At 48.2% G+C, this 24333-nt stretch carries 14 protein-coding genes and 1 tRNA gene; 3 read left to right on the top strand and 12 right to left on the bottom strand.

The features are described 5' to 3' along the window. Positions 1 to 93 precede the first annotated feature (93 nt). The 4 genes from B156_RS0105585 to B156_RS0105600 all read right to left on the bottom strand — a co-directional run bounded on the left by B156_RS0105585 (position 94) and on the right by B156_RS0105600 (position 9055). Positions 94 to 2508, bottom strand: coding sequence for an endonuclease MutS2 (locus B156_RS0105585; RefSeq protein WP_018618674.1), 2415 nt, complete (start codon positions 2506 to 2508; stop codon positions 94 to 96). 108 nt (positions 2509 to 2616) lie between these two features. After that, complete coding sequence (locus B156_RS0105590; RefSeq protein WP_018618675.1) at positions 2617 to 3822, bottom strand: AGE family epimerase/isomerase; 1206 nt, start codon at positions 3820 to 3822, stop codon at positions 2617 to 2619. Between the two features lie 145 nt (positions 3823 to 3967). Beyond that, the gene (locus tag B156_RS0105595) at positions 3968 to 5728 is read right to left on the bottom strand and encodes a RagB/SusD family nutrient uptake outer membrane protein (protein WP_018618676.1); all 1761 of its coding nucleotides are present in this window, start codon (positions 5726 to 5728) and stop codon (positions 3968 to 3970) included. Positions 5729 to 5806: 78 nt separating this feature from the next. Next, positions 5807 to 9055 (bottom strand): SusC/RagA family TonB-linked outer membrane protein, encoded by a 3249-nt coding sequence (locus B156_RS0105600; protein ID WP_018618677.1) that lies wholly within the window; start codon positions 9053 to 9055, stop codon positions 5807 to 5809. Positions 9056 to 9345: 290 nt separating this feature from the next. Between B156_RS0105600 and B156_RS0105605 the strand changes: the two genes are divergently transcribed. Further along, positions 9346 to 10977 carry an NFACT RNA binding domain-containing protein gene (locus tag B156_RS0105605; RefSeq protein WP_026260621.1) on the top strand — a complete coding sequence of 544 codons (1632 nt, stop codon included), beginning with the start codon at positions 9346 to 9348 and terminating at the stop codon, positions 10975 to 10977. An 87-nt stretch (positions 10978 to 11064) separates the two neighbouring features. Here the strand turns inward: B156_RS0105605 and B156_RS0105610 are convergent, their stop codons facing one another. Beyond that, positions 11065 to 12306, bottom strand: a complete 1242-nt coding sequence (locus tag B156_RS0105610; protein WP_018618679.1) for an ABC transporter permease — start codon at positions 12304 to 12306, stop codon at positions 11065 to 11067. Between the two features lie 170 nt (positions 12307 to 12476). Between B156_RS0105610 and ggt the strand changes: the two genes are divergently transcribed. Both ggt and lepB read left to right on the top strand, forming a co-directional pair. Beyond that, the gene (gene ggt, locus B156_RS0105615; protein WP_018618680.1) at positions 12477 to 14282 is read left to right on the top strand and encodes a gamma-glutamyltransferase; all 1806 of its coding nucleotides are present in this window, start codon (positions 12477 to 12479) and stop codon (positions 14280 to 14282) included. Positions 14283 to 14414: 132 nt separating this feature from the next. Next, positions 14415 to 15584: a signal peptidase I gene (gene lepB, locus B156_RS0105620; protein WP_018618681.1), complete on the top strand. Its 1170-nt coding sequence runs from the start codon at positions 14415 to 14417 to the stop codon at positions 15582 to 15584. Between the two features lie 15 nt (positions 15585 to 15599). Here lepB and B156_RS0105625 read toward each other — a convergent pair whose 3' ends face one another. The 7 genes from B156_RS0105625 to B156_RS0105655 form a co-directional block, all read right to left on the bottom strand. Then, on the bottom strand, positions 15600 to 16610 hold the full coding sequence (locus B156_RS0105625) for a hypothetical protein (protein WP_018618682.1): 1011 nt from the start codon (positions 16608 to 16610) through the stop codon (positions 15600 to 15602). An 88-nt stretch (positions 16611 to 16698) separates the two neighbouring features. Next, complete coding sequence (locus tag B156_RS0105630) at positions 16699 to 17334, bottom strand: DNA-3-methyladenine glycosylase (RefSeq protein ID WP_018618683.1); 636 nt, start codon at positions 17332 to 17334, stop codon at positions 16699 to 16701. A gap of 135 nt (positions 17335 to 17469) precedes the next feature. Then, complete coding sequence (locus B156_RS0105635) at positions 17470 to 20061, bottom strand: TonB-dependent receptor plug domain-containing protein (protein ID WP_018618684.1); 2592 nt, start codon at positions 20059 to 20061, stop codon at positions 17470 to 17472. Between the two features lie 291 nt (positions 20062 to 20352). Then, positions 20353 to 20424, bottom strand: a tRNA-Arg gene (locus tag B156_RS0105640). An 82-nt stretch (positions 20425 to 20506) separates the two neighbouring features. After that, entirely contained in the window at positions 20507 to 22999 is a 2493-nt protein-coding gene (gene rnr / locus B156_RS0105645; RefSeq protein ID WP_018618685.1) for a ribonuclease R, read from the bottom strand. Between the two features lie 152 nt (positions 23000 to 23151). Beyond that, the gene (locus B156_RS0105650) at positions 23152 to 23889 is read right to left on the bottom strand and encodes a 3'-5' exonuclease (protein WP_018618686.1); all 738 of its coding nucleotides are present in this window, start codon (positions 23887 to 23889) and stop codon (positions 23152 to 23154) included. 13 nt (positions 23890 to 23902) lie between these two features. Continuing rightward, the gene (locus B156_RS0105655; protein ID WP_018618687.1) at positions 23903 to 24307 is read right to left on the bottom strand and encodes a hypothetical protein; all 405 of its coding nucleotides are present in this window, start codon (positions 24305 to 24307) and stop codon (positions 23903 to 23905) included. Between the last annotated feature and the right edge of the window lie 26 nt (positions 24308 to 24333).

Here is a 24333-nt window from a genome sequence, read left to right on the forward strand (position 1 = left end):
TTATTGGATTCGGGTGCGCCGGGCGAGTTAAAAAATGGACTGCCATTAGCAGAGAACCACTTTGCACAACCGTAAACCGAATGCCATAAACCGTTATTTTATCTTTACAATCGTCACTCCTGCCCCACCCCGGTCGGCGTGTTCATCTTCCATTTTACCCACCTGTTTGTAACCCCGCAGGTGATTTCGGACCAGCGTTCGTAAAATACCGTCTCCTTTGCCATGTACAATGCGGAGTTCAGGGTAACCAAGCATCAGCGCGTCATCGAAAAAACGGTCTACTTCGCCAATGGCTTCTTCGCCCCGCTTACCCCGAATATCAAGGTTGAAACTGAAGTTCTGCATCTTCTCGTTCATGTCGATGCCCTGACTACGAGGCCGGTCGTCGCGCACATCGGTGGCGGCTTTGAATGTTTTCTTACTGACCTTTTCGAGTCGGCTTAGTTTAACGTTCGATTTCAAGTCGCCAATACGAATTTCAGCGTCTTTTCCGCGGAGTGCTAGGACCTCTCCAACTGTGGACTGTCCGGCGATCCGAACGTAGCTCCCGACGGCAATGGCTCCACCATCCTTTTCAAACTCCTCTTCGGCCGGTTTGGGCGTTTCAGCAATGATAGGTTCTGGCTTTAGTTCAAGTTGCTCAAACCGTTCGAGTTCCTGCCGCGCCAGTTTGGTCGGCTCCCGCTCGGCTTTATTTTCTTTTATTTCCCGAATGGTGCTCTCAATCCGCTGATTGGCTTCCTGCACCAGCGTTTTCGCTTTCTGTTTGGCATCGTTGATAAGTTTCTTCTGCTCATTATCCAGCCGCGTTTTCAGGGCTGTGTATTCAGCCAGTTGTTGCGCTACTTTACGCTGGTTAATGCTTATCTCCAGATTTTTCTCCGAGAAGACCCGCTTTTCAATGTCCAGTTCTTTCAGCAATTTCTCAAAATTCACCTGTTGATTACCCAACTTTTCTTTAGCCCGGTCAATAACGTCTTTTGGTAAACCGATTTTCTGCGCAATCTCAAACGCAAATGAGGAACCCGGTCGCCCGATTTCCAACTGGTAGAGGGGTTCCAAATGTTCGCCATCAAAACGCATCGCCCCGTTTATGAGACCAGAAGTTTTGTCGGCCATTACTTTCAAGTTGGTGTAATGCGTGTTTACCACCCCATAGGCCCCAGATTTGTTAAGGTCTTCCAGAATCGACTCGGCAATGGCGCCACCCAGGCCCGGTTCTGTTCCCGTTCCGAATTCGTCGATAAGAAACAGCGTTCGTTTATTGGCACCGACCAGGAACTGCTTCATGGCCGTAAGGTGCGACGAATACGTACTAAGGTCGTTTTCCAGCGATTGCTCGTCGCCAATATCAATGAACAAATTTTGGAAAACACCCATCTCAGAATACTCGTTCATGGGCACCAGCAGGCCACACTGCAACATATACTGCACCAGACCGAGGGTTTTCAGAGCCACTGATTTACCACCCGCGTTTGGGCCTGAAATAATCAGAATCCGGTCCTTCTGGTCCAGACGAACGCTTAGCGGTACTACGGTTTTTCCCTGTTTGGTAAATGACAGATGCAGCAACGGGTGCCGGGTATCCGTCCAGTCAATCAGTGGCCGCTCCTGAAGTTTAGGCATGACGGCATTCAACTGAATGGCCAGTTTGGCTTTAGCGCGGATAAAATCAATCTGCGCCAGAAAATTAATGGCCTTTTTCAACTCTTCCAGATGCGGTCTAATCTGGTCGGTAAGGGTCAGCAGAATCCGGTATATTTCGCGCCGTTCTTCGTATTCCAGTTCACGAACCTCGTTGTTGGCGTCAAAAACTTCGGCTGGTTCGATAAATACCGTTTGCCCCGTCTGCGACTCGTCATGTACGAAGCCTTTAATCTTGCGTTTGTGCTCGGCTGCAATCGGAATGACCAGCCGCCCTCCGCGAATGGTGAGGGACAGGTCGTCAGGAATCCAGCCGTTTTGGCGAGCCTGACGCAAAATACTGTCGAGTCGTTTGCGGAGGTTAGCCTGTTCACTAATAATGCGCCGACGAATGCTGGCCAGTTCGGGCGAGGCCGAATCACGAACATTGCCCCGGTCGTCGATAACGCGCTCCAGGCTGTCTGGTATTTTTTTATCAACGCCCACCGGCCCAGCCATTTCGCGCAGGAACGGGAAGTTATTGTCTTCACGCTTTGTCAGGAATCGCAGGCAGTCCTGAACTGTACGCAGTACTAATTTCAGATCAAAAAATTCGGCTTCGGTCAGGGCAAGGCCTTCTACGCGGGCACGGCTCAATTGAGGCCGGACATCGAGATAGTTACTATTCGGAAAATCGGGTTCGTACTGGACAATCTGCTTAAACTCGGTTGTTTGCCTAAGTAGTTTGTCAATCAGTTGTACGTTATCGGTAAAGCGAATTTTCTCCACATAATCCTGGCCCAACGGACTGATACAGGCTTCTTTCAGCCGTTCGCGGATGGTATCGAACCCTAATTTAGTTTCTAAGGTATTAGGATAAAGCATTGTAAAAAGCCGTCCGTTCGGAATCAGCCAATGGAAAAACGGTTAACGGCCGATCTGAAGAGGGCGGCACTACGCTATAACCATAGACGCAAAAAGAGGGTTCGTCACTCACCGCAGATGCTCCAGCCGTTCGAGCATTTCCAGACAGGACCGGCTGTTGTGGTAGGGGGCTTTCCACATGCTGATTTTATCGTTACCCAACACCTTGTGGTCAATGGTTACGCCATTGAACCACTCGCCATTTTTAAGATCGAGCAGGTACTTTTTGATGAATTCCCAACTCCGAATTGACTTATCCAGAAACGCCCTCTCGTGGGTAAGCTGGTACGCATTCATGAAACCAACCATTGCTTCGGCCATCACCCACCAGGAGCGCTCGGTGTTAAGGTGGCCGTCGGGTTCCAGTTCGTAGTTCATCCCACCGTCGCTGGGGTCAAAGCCGGTTACGGCAGCACGAGCCATATTTATAGCTAATGTACGTATGGTCTTCTGCAGCGCTTTGTCGGTCGAATTTCTTTCCGCCAGCACATTGGCCGCTTCGGGTAAAAGCCAGGAAGCTTCAATGTCGTGACCATACGAAACTGCCGTCCGCCGAACTTTCCAGTCGTTATCCATAAATAAGTTCATGCGATACGTTCTGGGGTCAACTATATGATCGATGAATACACGTAGCATTCCCCGTATCTGATCGGCGACGGATTTATCGGGCCAAACGTGGTATAAACTTGTAAACGACTCCAGCAAATGGAGATGGGTGTTCATCGTTTTGCTTTCGTGGTTATCATATTTACTGATAATATAGTCCGTTGCCGGTGACCAATCCTGCGCCAGCGCTTCCACAAATCCACCCTTATGAGGATCGTACGCGTGCCTGACCATGTTTTGAAACTGCGCCTTAGCCAGTGCCAGAGCGGGAGAAGAACGTGTAGCGCGTACGTACTCACTCAACCCATAGAGGGCGAAAGCCTGTCCATACAAGTGTTTGAGCGGGTATTTAGGCTGACCATCAGCCGTTACAGACCAATAGACACCACCGTGTTGAGGATCGACAAAGTGTTGCTGGATATACTGAAAAGCCAGATCAGCTGTGGTGCGGTATTCTTCGTGGTGGGTATGCCGCAGAGCCGCCGAGAAGGAACACAAGATGCGGGCGTTGAGCACAATTCCCTTATCCGCCCTGATATCAGGCTGATTCTGGTAATTGACCCGGCCGTAGAAGCCACCCTGTTTAGCATCGGGTGCGTACCGTTGCCAATAAGCCAGAATATCTTTGTGTTCCTGCCGAAGTTCGGCGCGGAGTTGAGCGAGGTCCATCAGGGTTAATGACGAGTTATAAATAAATACACTGGCGTTGTGGTGGAATAAGGCACCCAATCTGCCGGGCTACTCATTCATCATTAAAAGCAAAACGCTCACTCTGTTGGAAGAGTGAGCGTTTTAACTAAACCAATATTAAAAATTAATAACCAGAATTCTGCTTAAACAGACCCTTCTGAAGGTCAATCTGCGTTTGAGGAATTGGCATATACTCATCTTTGCCCGCCGTAAACTTAGCACCGAGGAAGCCCGTTGGCAACAGAGGTGCTTCATAGGCCAAGTAAGCATTTAGTACAGGAGCGGCAATACCCCAGCGAACTAGGTCATAGAAGCGGTGGCCTTCGCCTGATAACTCTAGCTTACGCTCGAACTGAACAGCACTGCGAGCAAACACTTTGTCCGCAAACGATGCGTACGGGCTAATCACGTAGTTAGCTGCCGGCACACCATTTTGCATAACAAACCCCGCTGGGTTGGCAGCCCGTGCCCGTACTATATTTACATATTCAAGAGCTTTAGCTAGACTTCCTACTTCTACTTCGGCTTCAGCAGCCATTAGCAATACATCGGCGTAACGAATAATGTTGTAATTGATAGCTGAATAGCCATCCGTCCAAGAGCTACCGTCTGTTAAAACCTTATCCTGCGATTTATAGAAAATAAACTTCTTGGGCGAGTAAGGACCGGCAAAGCCTTGGTCACGAATCCAGTCCAGACCTGGGTGGGGCTGCCAATCCAGATACTGAATGCCACGACGACCAAGAGAGTGGTCCAGACGAGGATCAACCGGACGAGTGTCAGGTGTAAAGGCAGCTTTGGAATCAATGCCCTGGTCGGTTTTTAGCTGGTTGGCGGCTGAATTATAAAGTCCATTTGCCTGGTCTTTCTCGGTAACGCCTGTCAATAAAGGTAATCCTTTGGCATCAACCCGGAATGAGTTAGCAAGGTCAAAACTAGGTGCAAAGAATCCACAGCAACCTGCCGGGCCATTTGAACCCGTGTTGTAAGGAAAGTTGAGTACTAAATCTGGGTTGGCATTGTCTGAACTACCTGCGTTGGCTGCCGCCTGAATAGCAAATACGGACTCTTCATTGTTATCAAACTCCGCATTAAATACACGGGAATACTGAGGCACCAGACCGTACTTCTTACCATTAGCCGTTTTTCCGTTGGCAATGATCAGGTCAAAAAGTGCTTTTGCTTCTGCGTATTTTTTCTGGTACATATACGTCTTGGCCAGATAAGAAGCGGCAGCCCATTTGTTAGCACGGCCAGCAGCACCTGGGGTTTCAACCAAGTTATCATAAGCGAATTTAAAATCTGCCTCAATTTGAGGCCAGATACTCGCATCGTTACCCACTTCTGTAATACCAGTTCCGTAGTCCTTTGTCTCGTCGATATAAGGAACCATGTTAAATGCCCGCTTCAACTCGAAATAGTAATGACCGCGCAAAAAACGCGCTTCGCCCGTAATCCGTTTTTTGTCGGCATCAGCTACATCGGCACCCGCAGAAGTCAGCGTACGTAAGGTAGCGTTAGCACGGCTAACTCCTTCGAACATGGCCTGCCATTTCTGGTTCACCTCTCCGCTGGCAGCCTGCAACTCATACCGTTGGTATGGAGTCAGAGCGTTAAAGTCACCCGAGTTAGAGCCTTTATTTGCTTCACCACCCGAAATACTACCCCTTACCCAGTTGAAGGAACTGGCAGACTGAGTAAACCCACGGGCGTTTAACTGAGAGTAGGCCGCCAGCAGAAGGCCATCAAGACCAGCCTTTGTCGTTAACTGAGGACCAGCTAACTGACCGGTAGGAACCACGTTAAGGAATTGATCCTTACAGGCGAATGTGATACAGGAGAGCAACACCAATAGGCCCGCTCCTTTTTTTATTGTATTTTTCATTTTTTGATTTCGAGTATAAACGTTATCAATGCCAGATTGAGAGTATGATAATACCATCCTCCCAATCTGGTTTTTCTATTAGAAACCAATGCTTAAACCTACATTATAACTCCGGGTCAGGGGGTAGTTACCTACGTCAATACCAAAGTTAGAATCAGCATTACCACCAACGGCAGGGTCAAGACCAGTGTACTTGGTGACGGTGAACAAGTTATTCGCTGAGGCTGAAATCCGTACACGCTGTAATCCAATTGAATTCAGCATGGTAGTAGGCAAATTGTATCCCACTGATACGTTCTGCAGGCGGAAGTACGAACCATTCTCCACGTAATATGAATTAGGTACGGTGTTGGTGCTAAAGTTTGATACACCTTCAAATATGGGAATGGTTGTGTTGGTATTAGTCGGTGTCCAGGAATCCAAGACACGAGCACTAACCGCTGCTCCCGTAAAGGAGGGATAGAAATCCGTGAACCACTTCGAGTTGTTGAAAATCTTGTTCCCCAGCGATGTGTAGGCGTATGTATTGAAATCAAAACCTTTGTAACGCAGGGTCAGGTTCAAACCACCGTTAAACTTTGGAACCGGGCTGCCCAGGAATGTCCGGTCATCCGACGTGATTTTTCCATCACCGTTGATGTCCGCATAACGGAAACGACCTAGTCCGGCACCTTCCTGCGTTGGAGCACTTTTCACTTCTTCGGCTGTGTTGAACAGGCCAATCACTTTATAACCAAAGAAAGAAGAAATAGACTGCCCTTCCTGATTACGAACCACGTTTCCATTCAGGCGAGTACCACCCGCATCAAAATAGGTGTTTCCAGGCGCCAGGGACTGGATTTCGTTCTTCAGAAAACCACCCGTTGCGTTCAGTTCGTAGGTTAAATCACCAGTAATCTTACCACGGGTGATGATCTGAATATCAACACCTTGGTTACGCATACTTGCGATGTTAACGGCAGGAGCATTCGCCCGCACACCAACCACCCCAGCGAGTGGAACTGTGTACAGCAAGTCCCGGGTATCTTTCCGCCACAGGTCGAAGATAACTTCTAGGCGGTTGTTCAGAAATGATCCATCGATACCAAAGTTGGAGGTAGTACTGGTTTCCCACTTAGCATCGGCATTACCAATACGGCTTCTGAAGAAACCTGGGCTGATGGATGAGTTTGTTCCGTTGATATCATAGCCATTACCTGGATTAGAGGCAAACAAACTATACTGATTATTTGGGTCAACGTTGTTCGAATTACCCATTAACCCGTAGCCACCCCGAACTTTCAGGTCCGATACCCATGGGAGATTTTTCATGAAATCTTCCGACGACAGACGCCAGGCTGCCGAAACAGCCGGGAATACACCATATCGATTGTTAGCACCAAAGCGGGACGAACCATCACGACGAACAACGCCCGTCAAAATGTACTTATCGTTGTAGATGTAGTTAACACGACCGAACAGCGAGTAAAAGTTTACACCGCTAAAGAGGTCACTGTTAGCCTGACGACCGGTGGTAGCTAGGTTACTAAGCGTTACGTAGGAAACATCCTGCGAGAACGGATTAGTACCGTTGCCGCTTACGTTCCGGCCACGACCCGTGTTGAGTGCTTCGATACCTGCTAGTAAATCGATGTTATGAACACCAATTTTTTTCTGGTACTGAGCCTGGTTCGTAAATGTATAACCGAAGTTATAACCCGATCCTTCATTAAACGTGTAGGTCGTGTTATTTTCCGAGTTCTCGTACTGTCTTGGCCCGTAGCCGGTGAAATAGTAGCTGCCATACTGTAGACCAATATTACTACGTAACGTTAGTCCTTCGATAAGGTCGTACTCCAAGTACATATTACCGAAGCCAAGAGCATTAAAGTTGCCGTTATTTGCGATACGGTCGCGGTTAGCCACAGGGCTACGCGGGTTGTTAAAACCAGGAGCTGCAGTACCGGCATACCCACCGAATTCATCATATACCGGAATGATTGGTGGCATCCGGAAAGCCTGAAGAATGTCATTCTCATCGGCCGATACACCCCGTCCACCATTACCACCTGTAATACCTTTGTTCGACAAATAGGTAATCTGCAGGTTTTCACCAAACCGCAGTTTCTTGGTTACGTCAAACTCCGTATTAACCCGAAAATTATAACGGGTCGAACTATTGTTCAACAGAATACCCTGCAGATTCTGCATACCTAAGCTAACATAATAGCGGCTGCTCTCCGTACCACCGGAGAAGCCGAGCGTTTGCCGGAAAATAGGTGCATTACGGGTAATGGCTTTATACCAATCGGTACCTTCTTTATTTGCCCGAACAACCTGATAAATGGGGCCAGCAGTAATATCAGTGTTGTATTTAGCTTTTGCAGCGGCTAAATCGACGGTACCGACAACACCCCCTACACCACCTACGTTAATGTAATCCGGTAAAACGGGGGTTTGTCCCTTTCCGTACTGTCCACCGGCAACATTACTAAAATCCGGGGTTACGCCATTGGCGATTGCCGTGTTTCTAATTGCATTCCAGGTCCAGTCGGCCTGCTGCTGTGGGTTCAGGATTGGCAGGCCTTTGCCTGGATCGGTAAAACCATAGAGCCCATCATAGCTGATGCTCAGTTTACGGGCTTTACGCTGTCCTTTCTTGGTTGTAATGACAATCACACCGTTGGCGGCCCGTGCTCCGTAAATAGAGGCAGCGGCAGCATCCTTCAGCACTGTAGTCGATTCGACATCGTCCGGTGCAACAAAGTTGACACCTCCCGTTGGCACACCGTCTACAACGTACAACGGCTCGTTACCACCAAAGGCACCAAAACCACGTACCCGAATAATACTGGTTGTGCCAGGCTGTCCGTTCGTAATAACCGTTACGCCGGATACACGGCCCTGTAACTGTTGCTCAACGTTACCCGAGGGAATAGCGGCTAGGTCTTTTGCTTTTACAGTTGATACAGCACCGGTATTGTCACGTTTGTTGTCTGTCGTATAACCCGTAACAATTACTTCCGACAGTGCCGTAGCATCATCTTCTATAGTAATGTTAAGGGCTGAACGATTTCCTACGTTTACTTCCTGGGTTTTAAATCCTATAGCAGATATCACTAATACTGGATTGTTGCCCCGAATGTTGAGTGAATAATCACCATTTGCGTCAGTCGAAGTACCCGTTTGCGTACCTTTCAGTACAATGTTGGCTCCCGGAACCGGGCCATCGACACTCGTAACTTTACCCGTCAAACGACGGTCCTGGGCAGAAGCATTAAAGCTCCATAGCAGCAGGGCTGCACCCAAAAAAGCGGTCTGCAGAAACCTGTAGAGCGTTGCTTTCATGAAGATTAGGTTGGTTTTAAATTGAGTTAAACACATCAAAATTATATCGTTTAAATTATATTTCAAAAAGAAATTTTAATAAAAATATGAAAGGCAGATAATTAAAGGAGTATTAATTATCTATTTAATCATACTAACCAAACCAATAACTATCTGGTAATTAAGTATATATACTCACGTAAGATAAATTTAATATATGAATAGTTATAAAAGATTTTGATGTTTTAGTCCTTTTTTAACCCTTAATTTACATATGGTTAACGTTGCGGTTGCATTACTTTTGTGGCCTTATGCACACGAACTATTACTTCCTCCGGCAACTCGCTCCGGCTCTTAAATCACACTTGATAACCCTTCCCGAATCATCTGACCAGCTTGGTTCTGGTCTGCGATTTATGGAATGTTTTAGCCAGGACCGGGATGAGGTAATACTAGTCTTTGCGCAGGCAAGGGGGAAAAGTAACTACTATAAGCCATTTTATGTAAAAGCGACACTTCGTCCCGATTTCTCTGGATTAGTATTTCCTGAAACAGTACATCGTGCCCGAACCAATAGCGTCAATTTATTGGAAGTAGTGGTTGGAGAGCCGGGTAACGAACACCGGGTAACTGACGTACGCTCATTTCTGAATGAGCGCTGTCTGGCCATTGTACTGGAGGGTGGTTTCTCGCTTTTGTTCAAATTTTTCGGGAATCGTCCTAACCTGTTAGCTTTCCAGAATAATGACGTCATCGACTCCTTTAATCGGCAGTTGGTAGGTGACGGACAATTATTGCTGAATGAATTTGACCGTCCTATTGACCAGTCTTACGAAGCTTTTGAGCGTGCCGGTTTCGACCATAGGATATTATTTCCCACGTTCGGTAAAGTAGTAAATGAGTGGATTGAGCAGCAAAATGCCGTAGATGAAAAGGCTAAATGGGATATTATACAGGAAACCCTGCACCAACTTGAGCATCCCCATTACCATCTGACTCGTCTGCATCATAAGCCTACATTGAGCTTGTTGTCGATGGGCAATATACAACGTGACTATAGTGACCCTATGGAAGCGGCCACTGGTTTTTACATCGCCTACACGGGTATCAGCCTTTTCGAACAGGAAAAAACTACCCTGTTGCGACTGCTTGAGAAAAATCAGAAAAGAATTGAATATCAACTTGATGCAGCTATGCAGCGAATTCTGATTCGGGAAGAAACGGCCAGCCACGAGGAAGTGGGCCATATCCTGATGGCTAATCTGCACGATATACCACAAGTGCCCGGTGCAAAATCGCCTGAACGGTTAACGTTATACGACTTTTACCGGGATCAGCCGGTAACCATCAAACTTAAATCAGAACTTAGTCCGCAGAAAAATGCTGAAAACTTTTACCGCAAGGCGAAAAATGAAAAGATTGAAGAACAGCACTTAGCCAATTTGATTGATTCGCGGGAACGCGAACTCCAGCAGATTAAGCAACAGAAAGAGGAGTTGGGAGACATTAAAACGCTCAAAGAACTACGTCGATTCAGTAAGCAAACCCTGTTGCCAGGTGTTACTAAGACCGCAACGCCTGAATCAGGCCCTCTTTTTAAAGAAGTAATGGTTGATAGCTTTCGGGTACTGATTGGCAAGAATGCAAAAAACAATGATCTGTTGACCCAGAAATATGCTTATAAAGATGATCTCTGGCTGCACGCTCGCGATGTAACCGGTTCGCACGTAATTTTGAAGTATCAGGCTGGTAAACCGTTTCCCCGGCCTGTTATCGAGCGGGCCGCTGAATTAGCGGCCTGGCACTCAAAACGCCGAACGGATAGTTTATGCCCCGTTACTGTAACGCCAAAAAAATTCGTTCGTAAACCCAAAGGTATGGCTCCCGGACAGGTGATTATTGAAAAAGAAGATGTGGTCCTGGTGGTGCCCAGGGGAGAATAGTTTTTGGTATACGGTTAACGGGCGCATAAATATGGATGACGCGCCAGCTAACCGTAAACCATATACCAAAAACCCCAGCCTTATGTCTTACTTTGCCCGGATGGCAATCACGGGGTCCATACGGGAGGCCGAGAAAGCAGGAACGATGCCCGATACAATACCAATGATGCTGGAAACCCCCAGGCCAAGCGCAATATTGCCCGCCGTTAACTGAAGGTCGAGACTACCCAAGTCAAGGAACGATAGTAAATAAACCAGCAGAATACCCGCCAGCCCGCCTACCAGGCTTAGCAGAATAGCCTCAAATAGAAACTGAAATAAAATAAAATAATTCTTGGCACCCAATGATTTTTGAATGCCAATGATATTGGTGCGTTCCTTCACACTGACGAACATAATATTGGCAATACCAAACCCACCAATCAGGATAGAGAACCCACCAATTACCCAACCAGCTAGAGTCAACACAGTAAAAATGCCACTGATAGCCTGCGCCAGTGCCTCAGGCCGGTTGATGGAAAAGTTATCATCCTGCAGAGGGCGAAGTCCGCGCCGGGTACGCATAATACCTCTGACTTCGCTTTCCAGTTCTAGTAAACCCTGATCGGAAGCATAACCCTTCACCGCGATTCTGACATTCGGGTTAAGCGAGTGGAACATTTTAGCAAAGGCCCCATAGGGAATTATGCATTTAATGTCAGGATTGCCGCCTACATTGATAATGCTCTCCCCCTTTTTCTCCTGAACACCGATAACCGTGAAATTCAGGCCATTGATTTTAAACGTTTTGCCCGTTGGGTCCTGATTCGGGAATAAATTTTCGGCTACGTCGGACCCAATGATGACCACATTCCGGGATACGTCGATTTCCTGTTGGGTGAAATACCGACCCTGACTGACCGGGACATCCGAAATTTTGTTGTAATCCAGCGTAGTGCCCTGAATAAGCGACGACATGCTATTATTGCCATTCTTGACGGTAACCCGACCTTTGAACGACATGGCTACTACAGCTTCGGCATTTTCGAGTTGTTCACTTAGCAAACGATATTCCTTATAAGAAGACTCCGGGCGTTGAAAGTACTTCCACCATTGGTACTCGCCCCCAAAAACCCAGGGCCATTTTTCGACGTACACTACCTTATCGCCGATAAATGATAGACTGTCCCGAATATTGCGCTCCAGTGAATCGACCAGCGTAAACACGGCAATAATGGCAAAAATACCAATGGTTACGCCAAGCAGCGAGAGCATCGTGCGGAGGAGATTCGAGCGGAGCGCCTGCCAGGCAAACCGGAAACTTTCAAGGGTCTGACGAATGAAGGCCATCGGGTAGTAAAGAGCGAAAGTGCCAATGAATGTACTACATTGTAGTTGATTCAACAACGCATTTGGGATGAGGATGGGACTGTACTGGATAAGTGGTTGATTTGAGCAGAGGAAGAAGGCTGCTTTTTTTGTAGTTTGCAAAGCGATTACAACCTAACATAACCGCTCCTATGAAGCCATCCATTACCCGGTATTCCCTGTTCATTCTCGTTGCCGCCGGATTAATTACCTGCAAAACGCAGTCCCCTACCACCCCGACCGATAAAAGAGTAACCCAAAGCCAGGGTGTTTACCAGTATAAAGACGAAGACCCAACCGTTAAACTCTTCTTCTCAGACCGGGTTGGGGTAACGGGGCGTAATGGCATGGTTGCTTCGGCACACCCGGAAGCATCGCAGGTGGGGCTGACCATTTTGAAAGCCGGGGGTAATGCCGTCGATGCGGCCGTAGCCGTACAATTTGCGTTGGCGGTAGTATATCCCGGTGCGGGCAACATTGGCGGTGGCGGCTTTATGGTTTATCGGGACAATGCGGGAAAAGCCTACTCCCTCGATTACCGCGAAAAAGCCCCGGCCGCAGCGACCAAAGATATGTATCTCGATTCGGTGGGAAACGTCCGGACCGGTTTAAGTATTAGTGGACACTTGGCCAGTGGGGTACCGGGTTCGGTAGATGGCATGGCCGAAGCACACAAACGATTTGGTAAACTTACCTGGGCGCAGGTGCTGCAACCCGCCGTTGATTTAGCCGCTAATGGGTTTGCTCTTACTGAACGGGATGCGCTCGGTTTGAACCGCGTGAAAGGTGACCTCGATAAAATTAATCCCGGCAAATCATACTTTGTGAAGAGTACCGTTCCAACGGATACTACAACGTGGCATCCCGGCGACAAACTGGTTCAGGCCGATTTAGCCAAAACGCTGCAACGGATTCAGGCGCAGGGAAGGGCTGGCTTCTACGAAGGAGAAACCGCCCGGCTGCTGGCCGAAGAGATGGTACGCGGGAAAGGAATCATTACCGAAGAAGACCTGAAAAACTACCACTCCGTCTGGCGCGATCCCATTCAGGCAAGCTACAAGCAATACAATGTAATTACCATGCCGCCCACCTCCAGCGGGGGCGTAGCATTAATCCAGATGATGCGTTTCGTGGAGCCATTTCCCCTGCGCAAATGGGGTTGGAACCGCGATAGTACTACACAGGTGATGATAGAAGCCGAACGGCGTGTGTATGCCGACCGGGCCAAATTTCTGGGCGACCCTGATTTTGTAAAAGTACCGGTCGCTCAACTTATCAGCCCCGACTACTTACGCAGCCGCTGGACTGATTTCTCGTGGGCCAAAGCTACCAACAGCAACGACCTGAAAGGGGGCGTCCTTCCCGGCTACGAAAGTCTGGAAACAACCCATTTTTCGGTAGTGGATAAAGATGGCAATGCGGTTAGTATCACGACTACATTAAATGGGGGTTATGGTAGCCGGGTTGTAGTGGGAGGAGCCGGTTTTTTCATGAACAATGAAATGGACGATTTCAGCGTGAAACCGGGGGTTCCAAATATGTATGGCCTGGTAGGTAATCAAGCCAATTCTATTGCCCCTAACAAGAGGATGCTGTCGTCCATGACGCCAACTATTCTGGAAAAAGAGGGTAAGCTGTTTATGGTAGTGGGTACGCCGGGCGGCTCCACAATTATGACCTCGGTGTACCAGACCATCCTGAACGTGATTGAACACGGCATGACCATGCAACAGGCTGTCAACGCGCTCAAGTTTCATCACCAATGGCTCCCCGACAAAACAATCTTTGAAAATGGAGCCTTCTCCGAACCAACAATTGACTATCTCAAAAACCGGGGCTACGTACTGGAAAAACTAACTAACACCCTGGGTCGGATGGATTGCGTGCTGGTACGTCCCGATGGTTCCTACGAGGGAGCATCCGATCCCAGAGCGGACAATACAGCACGTGGGTACTAATTACTAAACTTGGGAAAGAAGCGTTTAGCCTGCCAAATAACCATCGGTGTAAAAATAGAGAAGACTCTATGACACCGGTGGTTATATTTCGTTTTTGGTCCTTATCCTACATTCAATTAATCAGTGTCGGTTATGCAGCAGGCAAAAAGAAAGTGGGGCAATAAACCGCCCAGGGTAAAAAAATCGCCCGTTCGGGAGTGGTTCGATTCAGTCTTATTTGCGGTAGTTGCCGCCACGCTCATTCGGTTTTTAACATTTGAAGCGTACGCTATCCCGACACCTTCAATGGAAAATAGTCTGATGGTGGGCGATTACTTATTTGTCAGCAAGCTGCACTATGGTATCCGAACGCCCAAAACGCCACTACAGGTGCCCCTTACGCACCAGAAGATTTGGGGTACGGAACTCCCCTCCTACAGTACCGCTATCCAACTGCCCATTTACCGCCTTCCCGGCTTTACACACATCAAAAACGGCGATGTGGTGGTCTTCAATTATCCCCCTCCCAAAGCCGGTGAACCTGCTTATCCAACCGATTTAAAGACCAATTTCATAAAACGGTGCATCGGTATTCCGGGTGATGTTATCGAAATCCGGCAGGAGCAGGTGTTCATTAATGGGAAACTATTCCTAACCCCGCCCCGCTCCGAAACGACCTATTTCGTAAAAACCAATGAGGTACTCGACGAGCGATTTTTTCGAAAATACGACATCGTCAACGATTTTAAATCACCCGAAGGACCGTTCATTAACTGGCAGCCCCTCGAATCAGTTAATGATGCTACAAAAACGCCGATGTTAGTTGGTTATCGGGTCAACATGACGCAGGCGGTTAGAGAGAAATTCGCTGATTTTGACTGGGTAAAGGGCATTGAGCCCATGCGCGAACCGGTTGACCAGGTTACGCCGGGTATCTACGGTGGTTCGGCCCACGCCTGGAATCAGGATAATTACGGGCCGCTAACGGTGCCCAAAAAAGGCGTCACGGTCCCTATAAATAAGCATACTATCTCGGTGTACGGCCCGGTTATCCAGCGGTATGAGGAGAATTCCGGGGTATTGATAACCCCTACTGGTATTCGCATCAATGGTCAACCCATCACAACATACACGTTCAAACAGGATTACTACTTCATGATGGGCGACAATCGCCACAACTCAGAAGATTCCCGCTATTGGGGTTTTGTTCCCGAAGACCACATTGTGGGGAAAGCCGTTTTCGTATGGATGTCCATCGACCCAGTTCCGGCTGATATTTGGCACAAAATCCGCTGGAATCGCTTGTTTCGGGTAATTGGCTAGGCAAGGAGAAAGCCCTCAAGGCTGGATGATGCGTATTTTCCCGTTGAGTTGTGGCCGTCCGGGCAGGTAGAAATCCATTCCTGTCTGTTGCTCAATATCGATCAATTTGTTTCTTGTTTCCACACTTCGCAGACCGATTTGGCTTCGTAACTGATTAGCCCGAACCAGTTCCGTTTCCGTTAATGCCCCTAGGTAGCCGTATGATTTTTCTTTATGATCACTGCTAATAGCAATATACCAGTCTTCGATGATGGCAAATTCGTAGGGTGACATTTGCCCAGTTAGTACCGCTTGCTGTAATGAGTTTTTCAGGTGGGGGTACAATGTATCTTTCACGGCATACCGTGTGCTCATCGAATTGTGATGACTTAGGATTGTGGATGTCCAGTAATTGTTGCCAATCAATCTCTCTCCAGGATAGCCGTATGTGCTAATAATCTGGTTGAGTTGCGCTAACTGCTTTTCACTGTGCGGGGCAAACTTTCTTTCAGCGTACCGTTGTTGCGCTTTTGAGCTCAAGGTAAACAAGGCTCCTATTGCCTTCCACTGGTCTTTCCTGAACATCGTTTGCACTCGTTTTCGCAATGCCGGGTTTATATGGGCCTGGTAAACGCTACGCAGAGAATCGTATGATTGTTTAGTCGTTTTCCAGTTATCAAGCCGCTGGAGTTTCCCCAGAAATTTATTTTTTTTGATAGACTTCATGGTCCACCCACTGGTAATTCCTTTTTTCAGGTAGACGAAAGAATCGTCTGTTTTACCAATGTATAGCGCAAGTTGAGTGGCTATTTTGTAGTCGCGCAAAAAGACAAAGTCATGGCTATCGAATAATCGGACATAAAGACTTAACGCTTTGGTGTAGTCCTGGGCAGCGATGGCCGTTTCTGCTTCGATAACGGCGCGATGGTACGCCAAATAGTCGTCATTAGCGCGGGCTGCCAAACAGGGTGTCTGCGTATATAACGGCAGGAAACAGAGAAAAACCCAGATATAGCGGCTGTTTTTGGACTGATTGTGAAAAGACATGGGCCTCTTTCGGTAAGCTGTTTGTGAACAGACCCCGCCCCCCGGCCTACGGTTGGAAGTATAGCCAGAAAAACGACCAGTGCCGTTGTTATTTCCGACTCACGAACTTATTCCCTTTTATATAATACCGGTATGGCAAATCGGCTCCGTGCATCAGACCAATACGGGTAGTCGTTACCATGTCGAAGTCGTGCAGGACCGGTCCGCGAATGTATATGTCGCCCGTAATCAGCGATGTCCCATTGTGGTCTATTCGGCCGATACCCATTGCCACAGTGAGTTTGGCGGGGCCGTTAGCCAGGTTTCGCTGGCCGTCGGCCGTGGTAGGGTCAATGGTGTTATTACGATAACGGGCGAAGCCGGTTTTGAAGGCTTCGTTTCGCCGGGTACCCATCAACGTAATGCCTTCCGTTGGTTCAAGGGCGCGAATCAGTACGGCTTCGCCCACACCCTCCGGCCCCGTTACTACATTGATGCAGTTGTAATGATTGTATATCTGGTAGACGTACAATGTACTGGCGGGGCCAAACATGGATGCGTTACGCGTCGTCTGACGTCGGTAGGCATGACAAGCCGGGTCATCAGTCAGATACCCTTCCGTTTCGACAATTATACCGGCGGTAGTACCATCCGCATGTTCATGTACCAGTTCACAGCCCAGTACCAGTTGAGCAATAGTAAGCGTATCGTGAGACTGATAAAAGTCGAGAGCAAGTTTATTCATTTCCAAAAGGGTCAAACTGTTCAGAAGCTGTATGAATTAGCGATTTGAGTCGAAAAGCGATTAATTCATACAGCTTCTTATGAAAGTGCCTGGAGCCAGATTCTCTTAACAAAGGATTGTCGACTTTGTCTAAATTCAGTTTGATGCCAATATGGCCAGTACAACTGTAGTATAATAAAAACCTCCCACACTGGGTCCGGCAGTGAAGGTTGTGTACGGGCGATTCAGCAGGTTTGTTCCTCCAACTTTAAACGAAAGCGGACCAAATACTCGATTTGATGTGGGTACGGTATAACTGATTTGGGCATCGAACGTTTTGATGGCCGGAACTATTCCTGCTGCCAGCGACGATTGCCATAGAAACGCACTCTGATATTTGTATGTAATAGAAAAACCCACGTTCTGGTAGATGGCCGGGTTCGAAATACTAATGTTTGTTATCCATTTGGGCGTGTTAAAAGCCTCCTCCAGTCCATCACCCTGGTCGCTACGGGCCAACTGCGCCAGCGACGCATTACCGGAAAAAACCCAATCTCTTCCTGCCGAATACCGGACTCCTACGCCCGACCCGTAATTGTAAACCGTGGTTTTTGAGTTAGTCCAGAGTCGATAACGGTCCTGCTGATTCCGGTCGGCTAGGTAGTAGGCCAGCGAATCAGGATTACTGCCTTTGGGAATGTTGGCCTCTACCTGGGCTATGAAGTTGTGGTATACGTTGTAGTAAAAATCAACGTCGATGTACAGTTTCCTGTCAAAAAACAGCCCTCTGTAGCCTAGTTCGATGCTATTGACCTGTTCGGGTTTCAGGTAGGTATATGTGTTTGATTTCAGTAGTTCCTTATTTTTCTGAATGGCTTGGGTAGAGCTTAGCTTGTTCGTATTAACATCCGTATTGATAGCAGCCTGAAACGCGTCGATAGAGTTACGGAAATACGACTGCTCAAAAATACCCTGCGACATGATTTTCAGGCCTCCTATGCGTTTCACGCCACCCGAATTGACGTTGGAAAAGGCTTCGAACAGCGATGGAAACCGATATCCCGTTTGGTATGACACCCGAACTGCATGGTCCTCAACCGGCGTAAACACGGCCGAAATTCGCGGATTGACTTTCGCATCGAAATAACGGTTTTTATCGACCCGCAATGACCCACTTAGTTTGAGTTGCTCACCAAAAAAGGAGCGTGATACCTGTACAAAGCCTCCTGTTTTGTCATAAATCAAATCGTTACTGGTTCTATCAGGATTGATGAAATAGTTACCATCCGGGAAGACAACGTACCGACGATAATCTAAACCTGCCAATAGACTGATACCTGTTTTTTGCCTGAAACCAGCCCACAACACCCGCGTTGGCTCCACTTGTCCTTCTGCGTGGTACATCCAGGATTTCACCTGGAGGGCCGCCCCTACATCCCAGTTATTGATGGTACGAAGTTTAGCAACCTGATCGTTGAACACAACCGAACCGGGTTCGGGTCGTCCGGCATCTGCCGTGGATCGAGCTGACTGTAAAGCATCATTAACCGCCTGCCCGGCGGCCGTACTGGCCGAAAACTGACTGGAAAAATCGGAGAACCATTGACTATTCGTTTTAAAGGAACGGTCAATATTCTCGGCCATGGAGCGTATGTTGTACGAATCGCCCGTGTTTTCGTGGGTTCGGTACACCCGGACGTGTACAGAGGGCGATTCGAGCGTCAGGCTATGCTGATCGAGCATGTAGTTGTCCAGCCGAAAACGGTTGGTGCGCTGGTACACATTATCGAGTGTGGCTGCTTTATACTGATACGAAATGGTCAGTGACGGGCGGATACGCCAGAAAACGGCGGCATCACCCCGCAGATTACGAAGGCTCAAATCCGTCGTTTCGTTCTCAAAATAGCCCGTCCGGGAAACCACGTATTTTTTACCGTTTAGGGTCAACGTTTGCCGGTTCGGGGATTCATCACCGTACTTATTGACCAGATCACTACCGGGGTTACTGGCGCCTGTCAATCCCAGCGATGTATTTGCATTGGGGTTCAAATCCGTTGCATCACTGGCAATCCAATCATAGCCCCGCTGGTAGGTGAGGTTGACTTTAAAAGCAAATCGGGAACCCACTGTCCGGGCATACCGAACGCTGGTTTCGCTGTATGCTTTGGCCGAAATCCGCGGATCATTTAGGTGATTAACGCCCGTTTTCTGGCTGAAGCTCAATCCCGGCGATGAGAATGGGTCTTTGGTAATAAGTTGTGCGAGACCATTCAGGGCATTTAAGCCATAAAGCGCCGAAGCGGCCCCCGGCACTATTTCTACCCGCTGAATATCCAAGTCAGGCGGGGCAAGGGCGTTGGCAATGGGCGCCCCAATGTGCGGAGCCTGGTTGTCTATACCATCGACCAACTGCACAAAACGAACGTTGGTGGGGTTGGCAAATCCCCGAGTGTTGTACACCTTAAACCCCATACTGGATGTAAGCAGTTGAACGCCTTTCAGATTTTCGATAGCATCGAAGTACGAAGGCTGCGCCGAAAGTTGAATCTGTCTACTGTCCAGCAACTCAATACTCACCGGAGATTTTAGGATACTCTCCGGTACGCGGGAAGCCGTTATAACAATTTCGTTTAGCTGGACTCTACGCAACGAATCAGCCGGTTTACCCGTGCTATCCGGCCATACGGTAGCCCGAACAGGTTGACTAAATTGGCTGATCAGTACAATAGCCCAGAAAAAGTTTTTCATTCAAGCGTTATATCTGCCCAAATATAACGAATCGTTGTATTTAGGCAGATATAACGCTCTTAAAAAGTCAGAAAATAGGCGAACGGGTATACATGAATGGACAATGGACGCAAGAGAAAGATCGTGATGGCCAAAGTCATTAGATGCAATTCAACTTAGGAAGGTTACTTATCTTCGCATCAGCCTTATTTGGCAAGCATCTGTTTGTTTCGTCATATAAAGAAAAAACGCTAACTCGTTGAAAGTTAGCGTTTTTAGATGTTATCTGGATTCAACGAAAACCAGATGTTGTGCTCCCGAAGGGATTCGAACCCCTATCGTCGGTACCGGAAACCGAAATTCTATCCATTGAACTACGGAAGCGGGCATTTCCCTGTTTGGGATTGCAAATATAGCAGATGCAATGGCTTTTTCGCAAGCGCAAATCTAAATACCCTCTTTACTTTTATCGTCTCCCACGGCCACCACGTCGGTTTTCACCTTTGGCGGCTGGCGCCTGTTTGTCCCCACTCTTAACCGTTCGACGGGGAGCGGAAGCTGACCCTGACCGCGAACTACCTGACGATGAACGCCGATTGTCATCACGCCGGCGGGAGGTCGATGCGTCTGAGTCAGAAGCGTGGCCCGCTTTATCACTCACCAATGCAAAATCCATACTCCGGCGAGCCAGATTCGTTTCTTTTACCCGCACCACAACCGGGTCGCCAAAGGTGTACATTTTCTTATGTCGCTGTCCAACGATGCGGTAATTATCCTTATCGAATTCATAAAAATCATCGCTCAGGTCCTGCATCCTGACCAGACCTTCGCAACTATTTTCTGTGATTTCAACAAAAATGCCGAAGTCGGTAACACCCGAAATAACGCCTTCGAATGCCTGGTTGGGGGCCATACGACTCATAAACTCAACCTGCTTGTACTTGATGCTGGCCCGTTCTGCTTCGGCAGCCATCTTCTCCCGCTCCGATGAGTGACGACATTTTTCCTCGTATTCTTCGGCATCAGCGGGTTTACCTTTGTCCAGATAATGCTGGAGCAATCGGTGCGCCATCATGTCGGGGTAGCGACGGATGGGTGATGTAAAGTGCGAATACCGCCGAAACGCCAGGCCAAAGTGCCCCAAATCTTCGGTGCTGTACCGGGCTTTCGACATAGTCCGAACGGCCAGCTGCTGTAGCATACCCGCTTCGGGTTTTCCCTCAATACTACTCATGAACCGATTCATGGAGTTGGAAAGGTCCTCGTCATCCACATTGAGTTTGTAGCCTAACCGACGGGCAAAATCCGAGAAGCTACGGAGTTTTTCATCGTCGGGTGCTTCGTGAACGCGATACACCATTGTGTTTTCCTCGCCACCCTTATTGCGCTTCGACAATGAATGCACAAACTCGGCTACACGCTTATTAGCCAGTAGCATGAACTCCTCAATAAGTTTGTTCGTATCCTGACGAATTTTTGGGTAGACGGCCAAAGGCACTCCGTTCTCATCCAGCCGAAAGCGAACTTCAACCGTTTCGAAGTTAATAGCCCCGTTTTTGAAACGTTCATCCCGAAGCTTGTAAGCTAGTTCGTTCAGGAGCCGAAGTTCTTCCAGGTAATCGCCACTGTTGTTATTCAGGATGTCCTGCGCTTCTTCATAGGCAAAACGCCGGTTGGAATGCGTCACCGTCCGTCCGAACCATTCGTTAGCGATTTTGGCATCGGGAGTCACTTCAAATACCGCTGAGAATGTTAGTTTATCTTCATTGGGTCGGAGTGAACACAGGCCATTCGACAGTTTTTCGGGTAACATGGGTACCACCCGGTCAACCAGGTAAACCGATGTTGCCCGTTTGTAGGCTTCGGCTTCCAGTTTTGAGCCAGGTAACACGTAATGGGTCACATCGGCAATGTGAACGCCAATCTCAAAGTTACCATTGTCGAGCATCTGCACAGACAGCGCATCATCAAAATCCTTCGCATCAACCGGGTCGATGGTGAAGGTGGTTACTTCGCGCATGTCCCGCCGTTTGGCGATATCCTTTTTAAGAATCTTCGTTGGAATTTCTTCTGCTTCCTGCTCCACATCGGACGGAAACACAATGGGCAAACCAAACTCGGCCAGAATAGCATGCATCTCGGTGTTGTTTTGACCGGCCAGGCCTAACACCGTTATGACTTCGCCCTCGAAGCGTTGTTTATGACTATCCGGAACGGGATATTTGGTCAGGCGAACGATGACTTTCTCACCATCTTTAGCCCCCCCCAATTTTTCTTTCGGGATAAAAACATCATCGTAAATTTTCTTACTGTCGGGACTCACAAAGCCGTAGGTTTCCCATACTTCAATACTCCCCACCAGTTCTACGCGCCCCCGCTCCAGTATATTAGCTACTTTTCCTTCGATCCGGCGTGGAGAACGTCCCCTTGATGCGTTACGGGAATCCGCAAAGCGAAGCACTCGTACTTTATCGCCATCAACGGCTCCGGCGAGGTCATCAGTCGATACCCAGATGTCGTTGTCGCGGTCGCCCCTAATGCCGGTGGCAGTAGTAGGAATAACGAAGGCAAAGCGTGAATTGACGTGGTCAACTACACCTTCAATCAGGTTCGCATTGGCATCGGCCCGGTAGCTTTTATCCGGTTGGCGCATAATGGCCCCCTCATCGACGAGTTCACCAATCATTCCGTTCATGATGAGTTTCATCCGCCGGTCGCTGGTGCCGAAATGGTCGAGAACCTGTTCCTGCGTAAAGGACTGTTCTTCATTGATCTGAAAAAACGCCAGCAGGTCGTTTTTCAATTCATCCAGGTACGAATCGGTCTGAACTATGTTAGTTCTTGAACTTGATTTTTCCGCTCCTTTTTCCCGTGGCCGGGTTGTATGCGGTTGCCCACCGAGGGGTTTACCTGGAGTGGAGTGCGAATATTTATCTGGTTTCGGTTTTCCGTTTCTCATGTTGTGTGCCTGACTCGTAGGACAGGCTAAAATGTTAATTACAGTGTGGTTGGATAAACAGTGAAAAGCGTAGAATACAGAGTGGATAATAGAAAGCAGGGCTGATAATCCATTCCTTGTTTTTCTTCATTCTATCCTCTTTACTATTTTTATCAATCACTTAATACAATATGCTCGTCGGCCACGAGCGGGGCACCCACCATTTTCAAATAAACCTGCGCCAGCATCACCATCGAATCACGGGCGTACTGTTCAATGCGTGTCCAATCGTGTTCGCGGTAATATACTTCGCTGGTACGGTCGCCGGTCCATTCGAGGGGTCGGGTCGGTATGTTCAGAACAGCTGCCAGCAGATCGAGCGGCACAAAATGGCGTTTGTCGCCAAACTGCCACTGCTCGAGCGTGTCCTTATGTGGAATCTCCCAGGGTTTCTTACCCGATATCTGCAACGCGTGCGGCAACGGTAACCCATTCACCATTAATCGGCGGCACAGATAGGGAAAGTCGAACTCCTTGCCATTGTGCGCGCACAGGGTGAGTTCGCCGGGTGGGTATCGGTTGATGATCGTCACAAATTCCTGTAGCAGAGCCACCTCATCATCGTTGCTAATCAGTTTAACTTTCAGGTGTGGCAGATCAGCATCGTCAAAAAACAGCCCTCCTACGCCAATGCAGATGATCTTGCCAAACTCGGCGAAGAATGATGCCCGACGGTCGTACCAACTAGCAGCCGACAGGTCATCATCGCCTTTGAAGTAGCGACTTTTTTCTTCCCACTGCCGCTGCAGGCGGGGTTCTACCGACAGGAGCGACGGCTCACCGGCCACCGTTTTAATGTCAATAAATAACAGGTTTTTAAGCCGACGTTTCCAAGTGATGGGTTGGGGCATAGGATTTAAACGATCATTCGTGCAGGATTCCCTCTAAACCCAGGGCCGGAATTTTCACCAGGTGCTGCTCGGTAATACTATCCGGCACGAAAATAAATTTCTTATCAAAAATCTGTTCATCAACGAAGTAACTCACCCAGTACTCATTGTTGAGGTGAAAAACGTCGGGCATGATAGTTTCAACCACTTCATACGCCCCCGGCTGAACTTCAACGAAAAAATGACGCAGCGTAGATGTCTTCTGCTCTTCTTCGTTTTTTTGCCCGTATCCTTTCGACGTAACGAATACGGTTTTTATGGGAACATCATTCTGATTAATTAAAAAAACCTGCCAATCGTACTCGCCGATTTCGTTCTTTTTTCGGGCAACTACTATTTGTACTCCCTCAACGGGCAAAAAATTAATGTCTTTTTTCATTGTAAACCGTCAATGCAGGATGAAAG

The organism is Spirosoma luteum DSM 19990 (genome assembly GCF_000374065.1).
Lineage (GTDB): Bacteria > Bacteroidota > Bacteroidia > Cytophagales > Spirosomataceae > Spirosoma > Spirosoma luteum.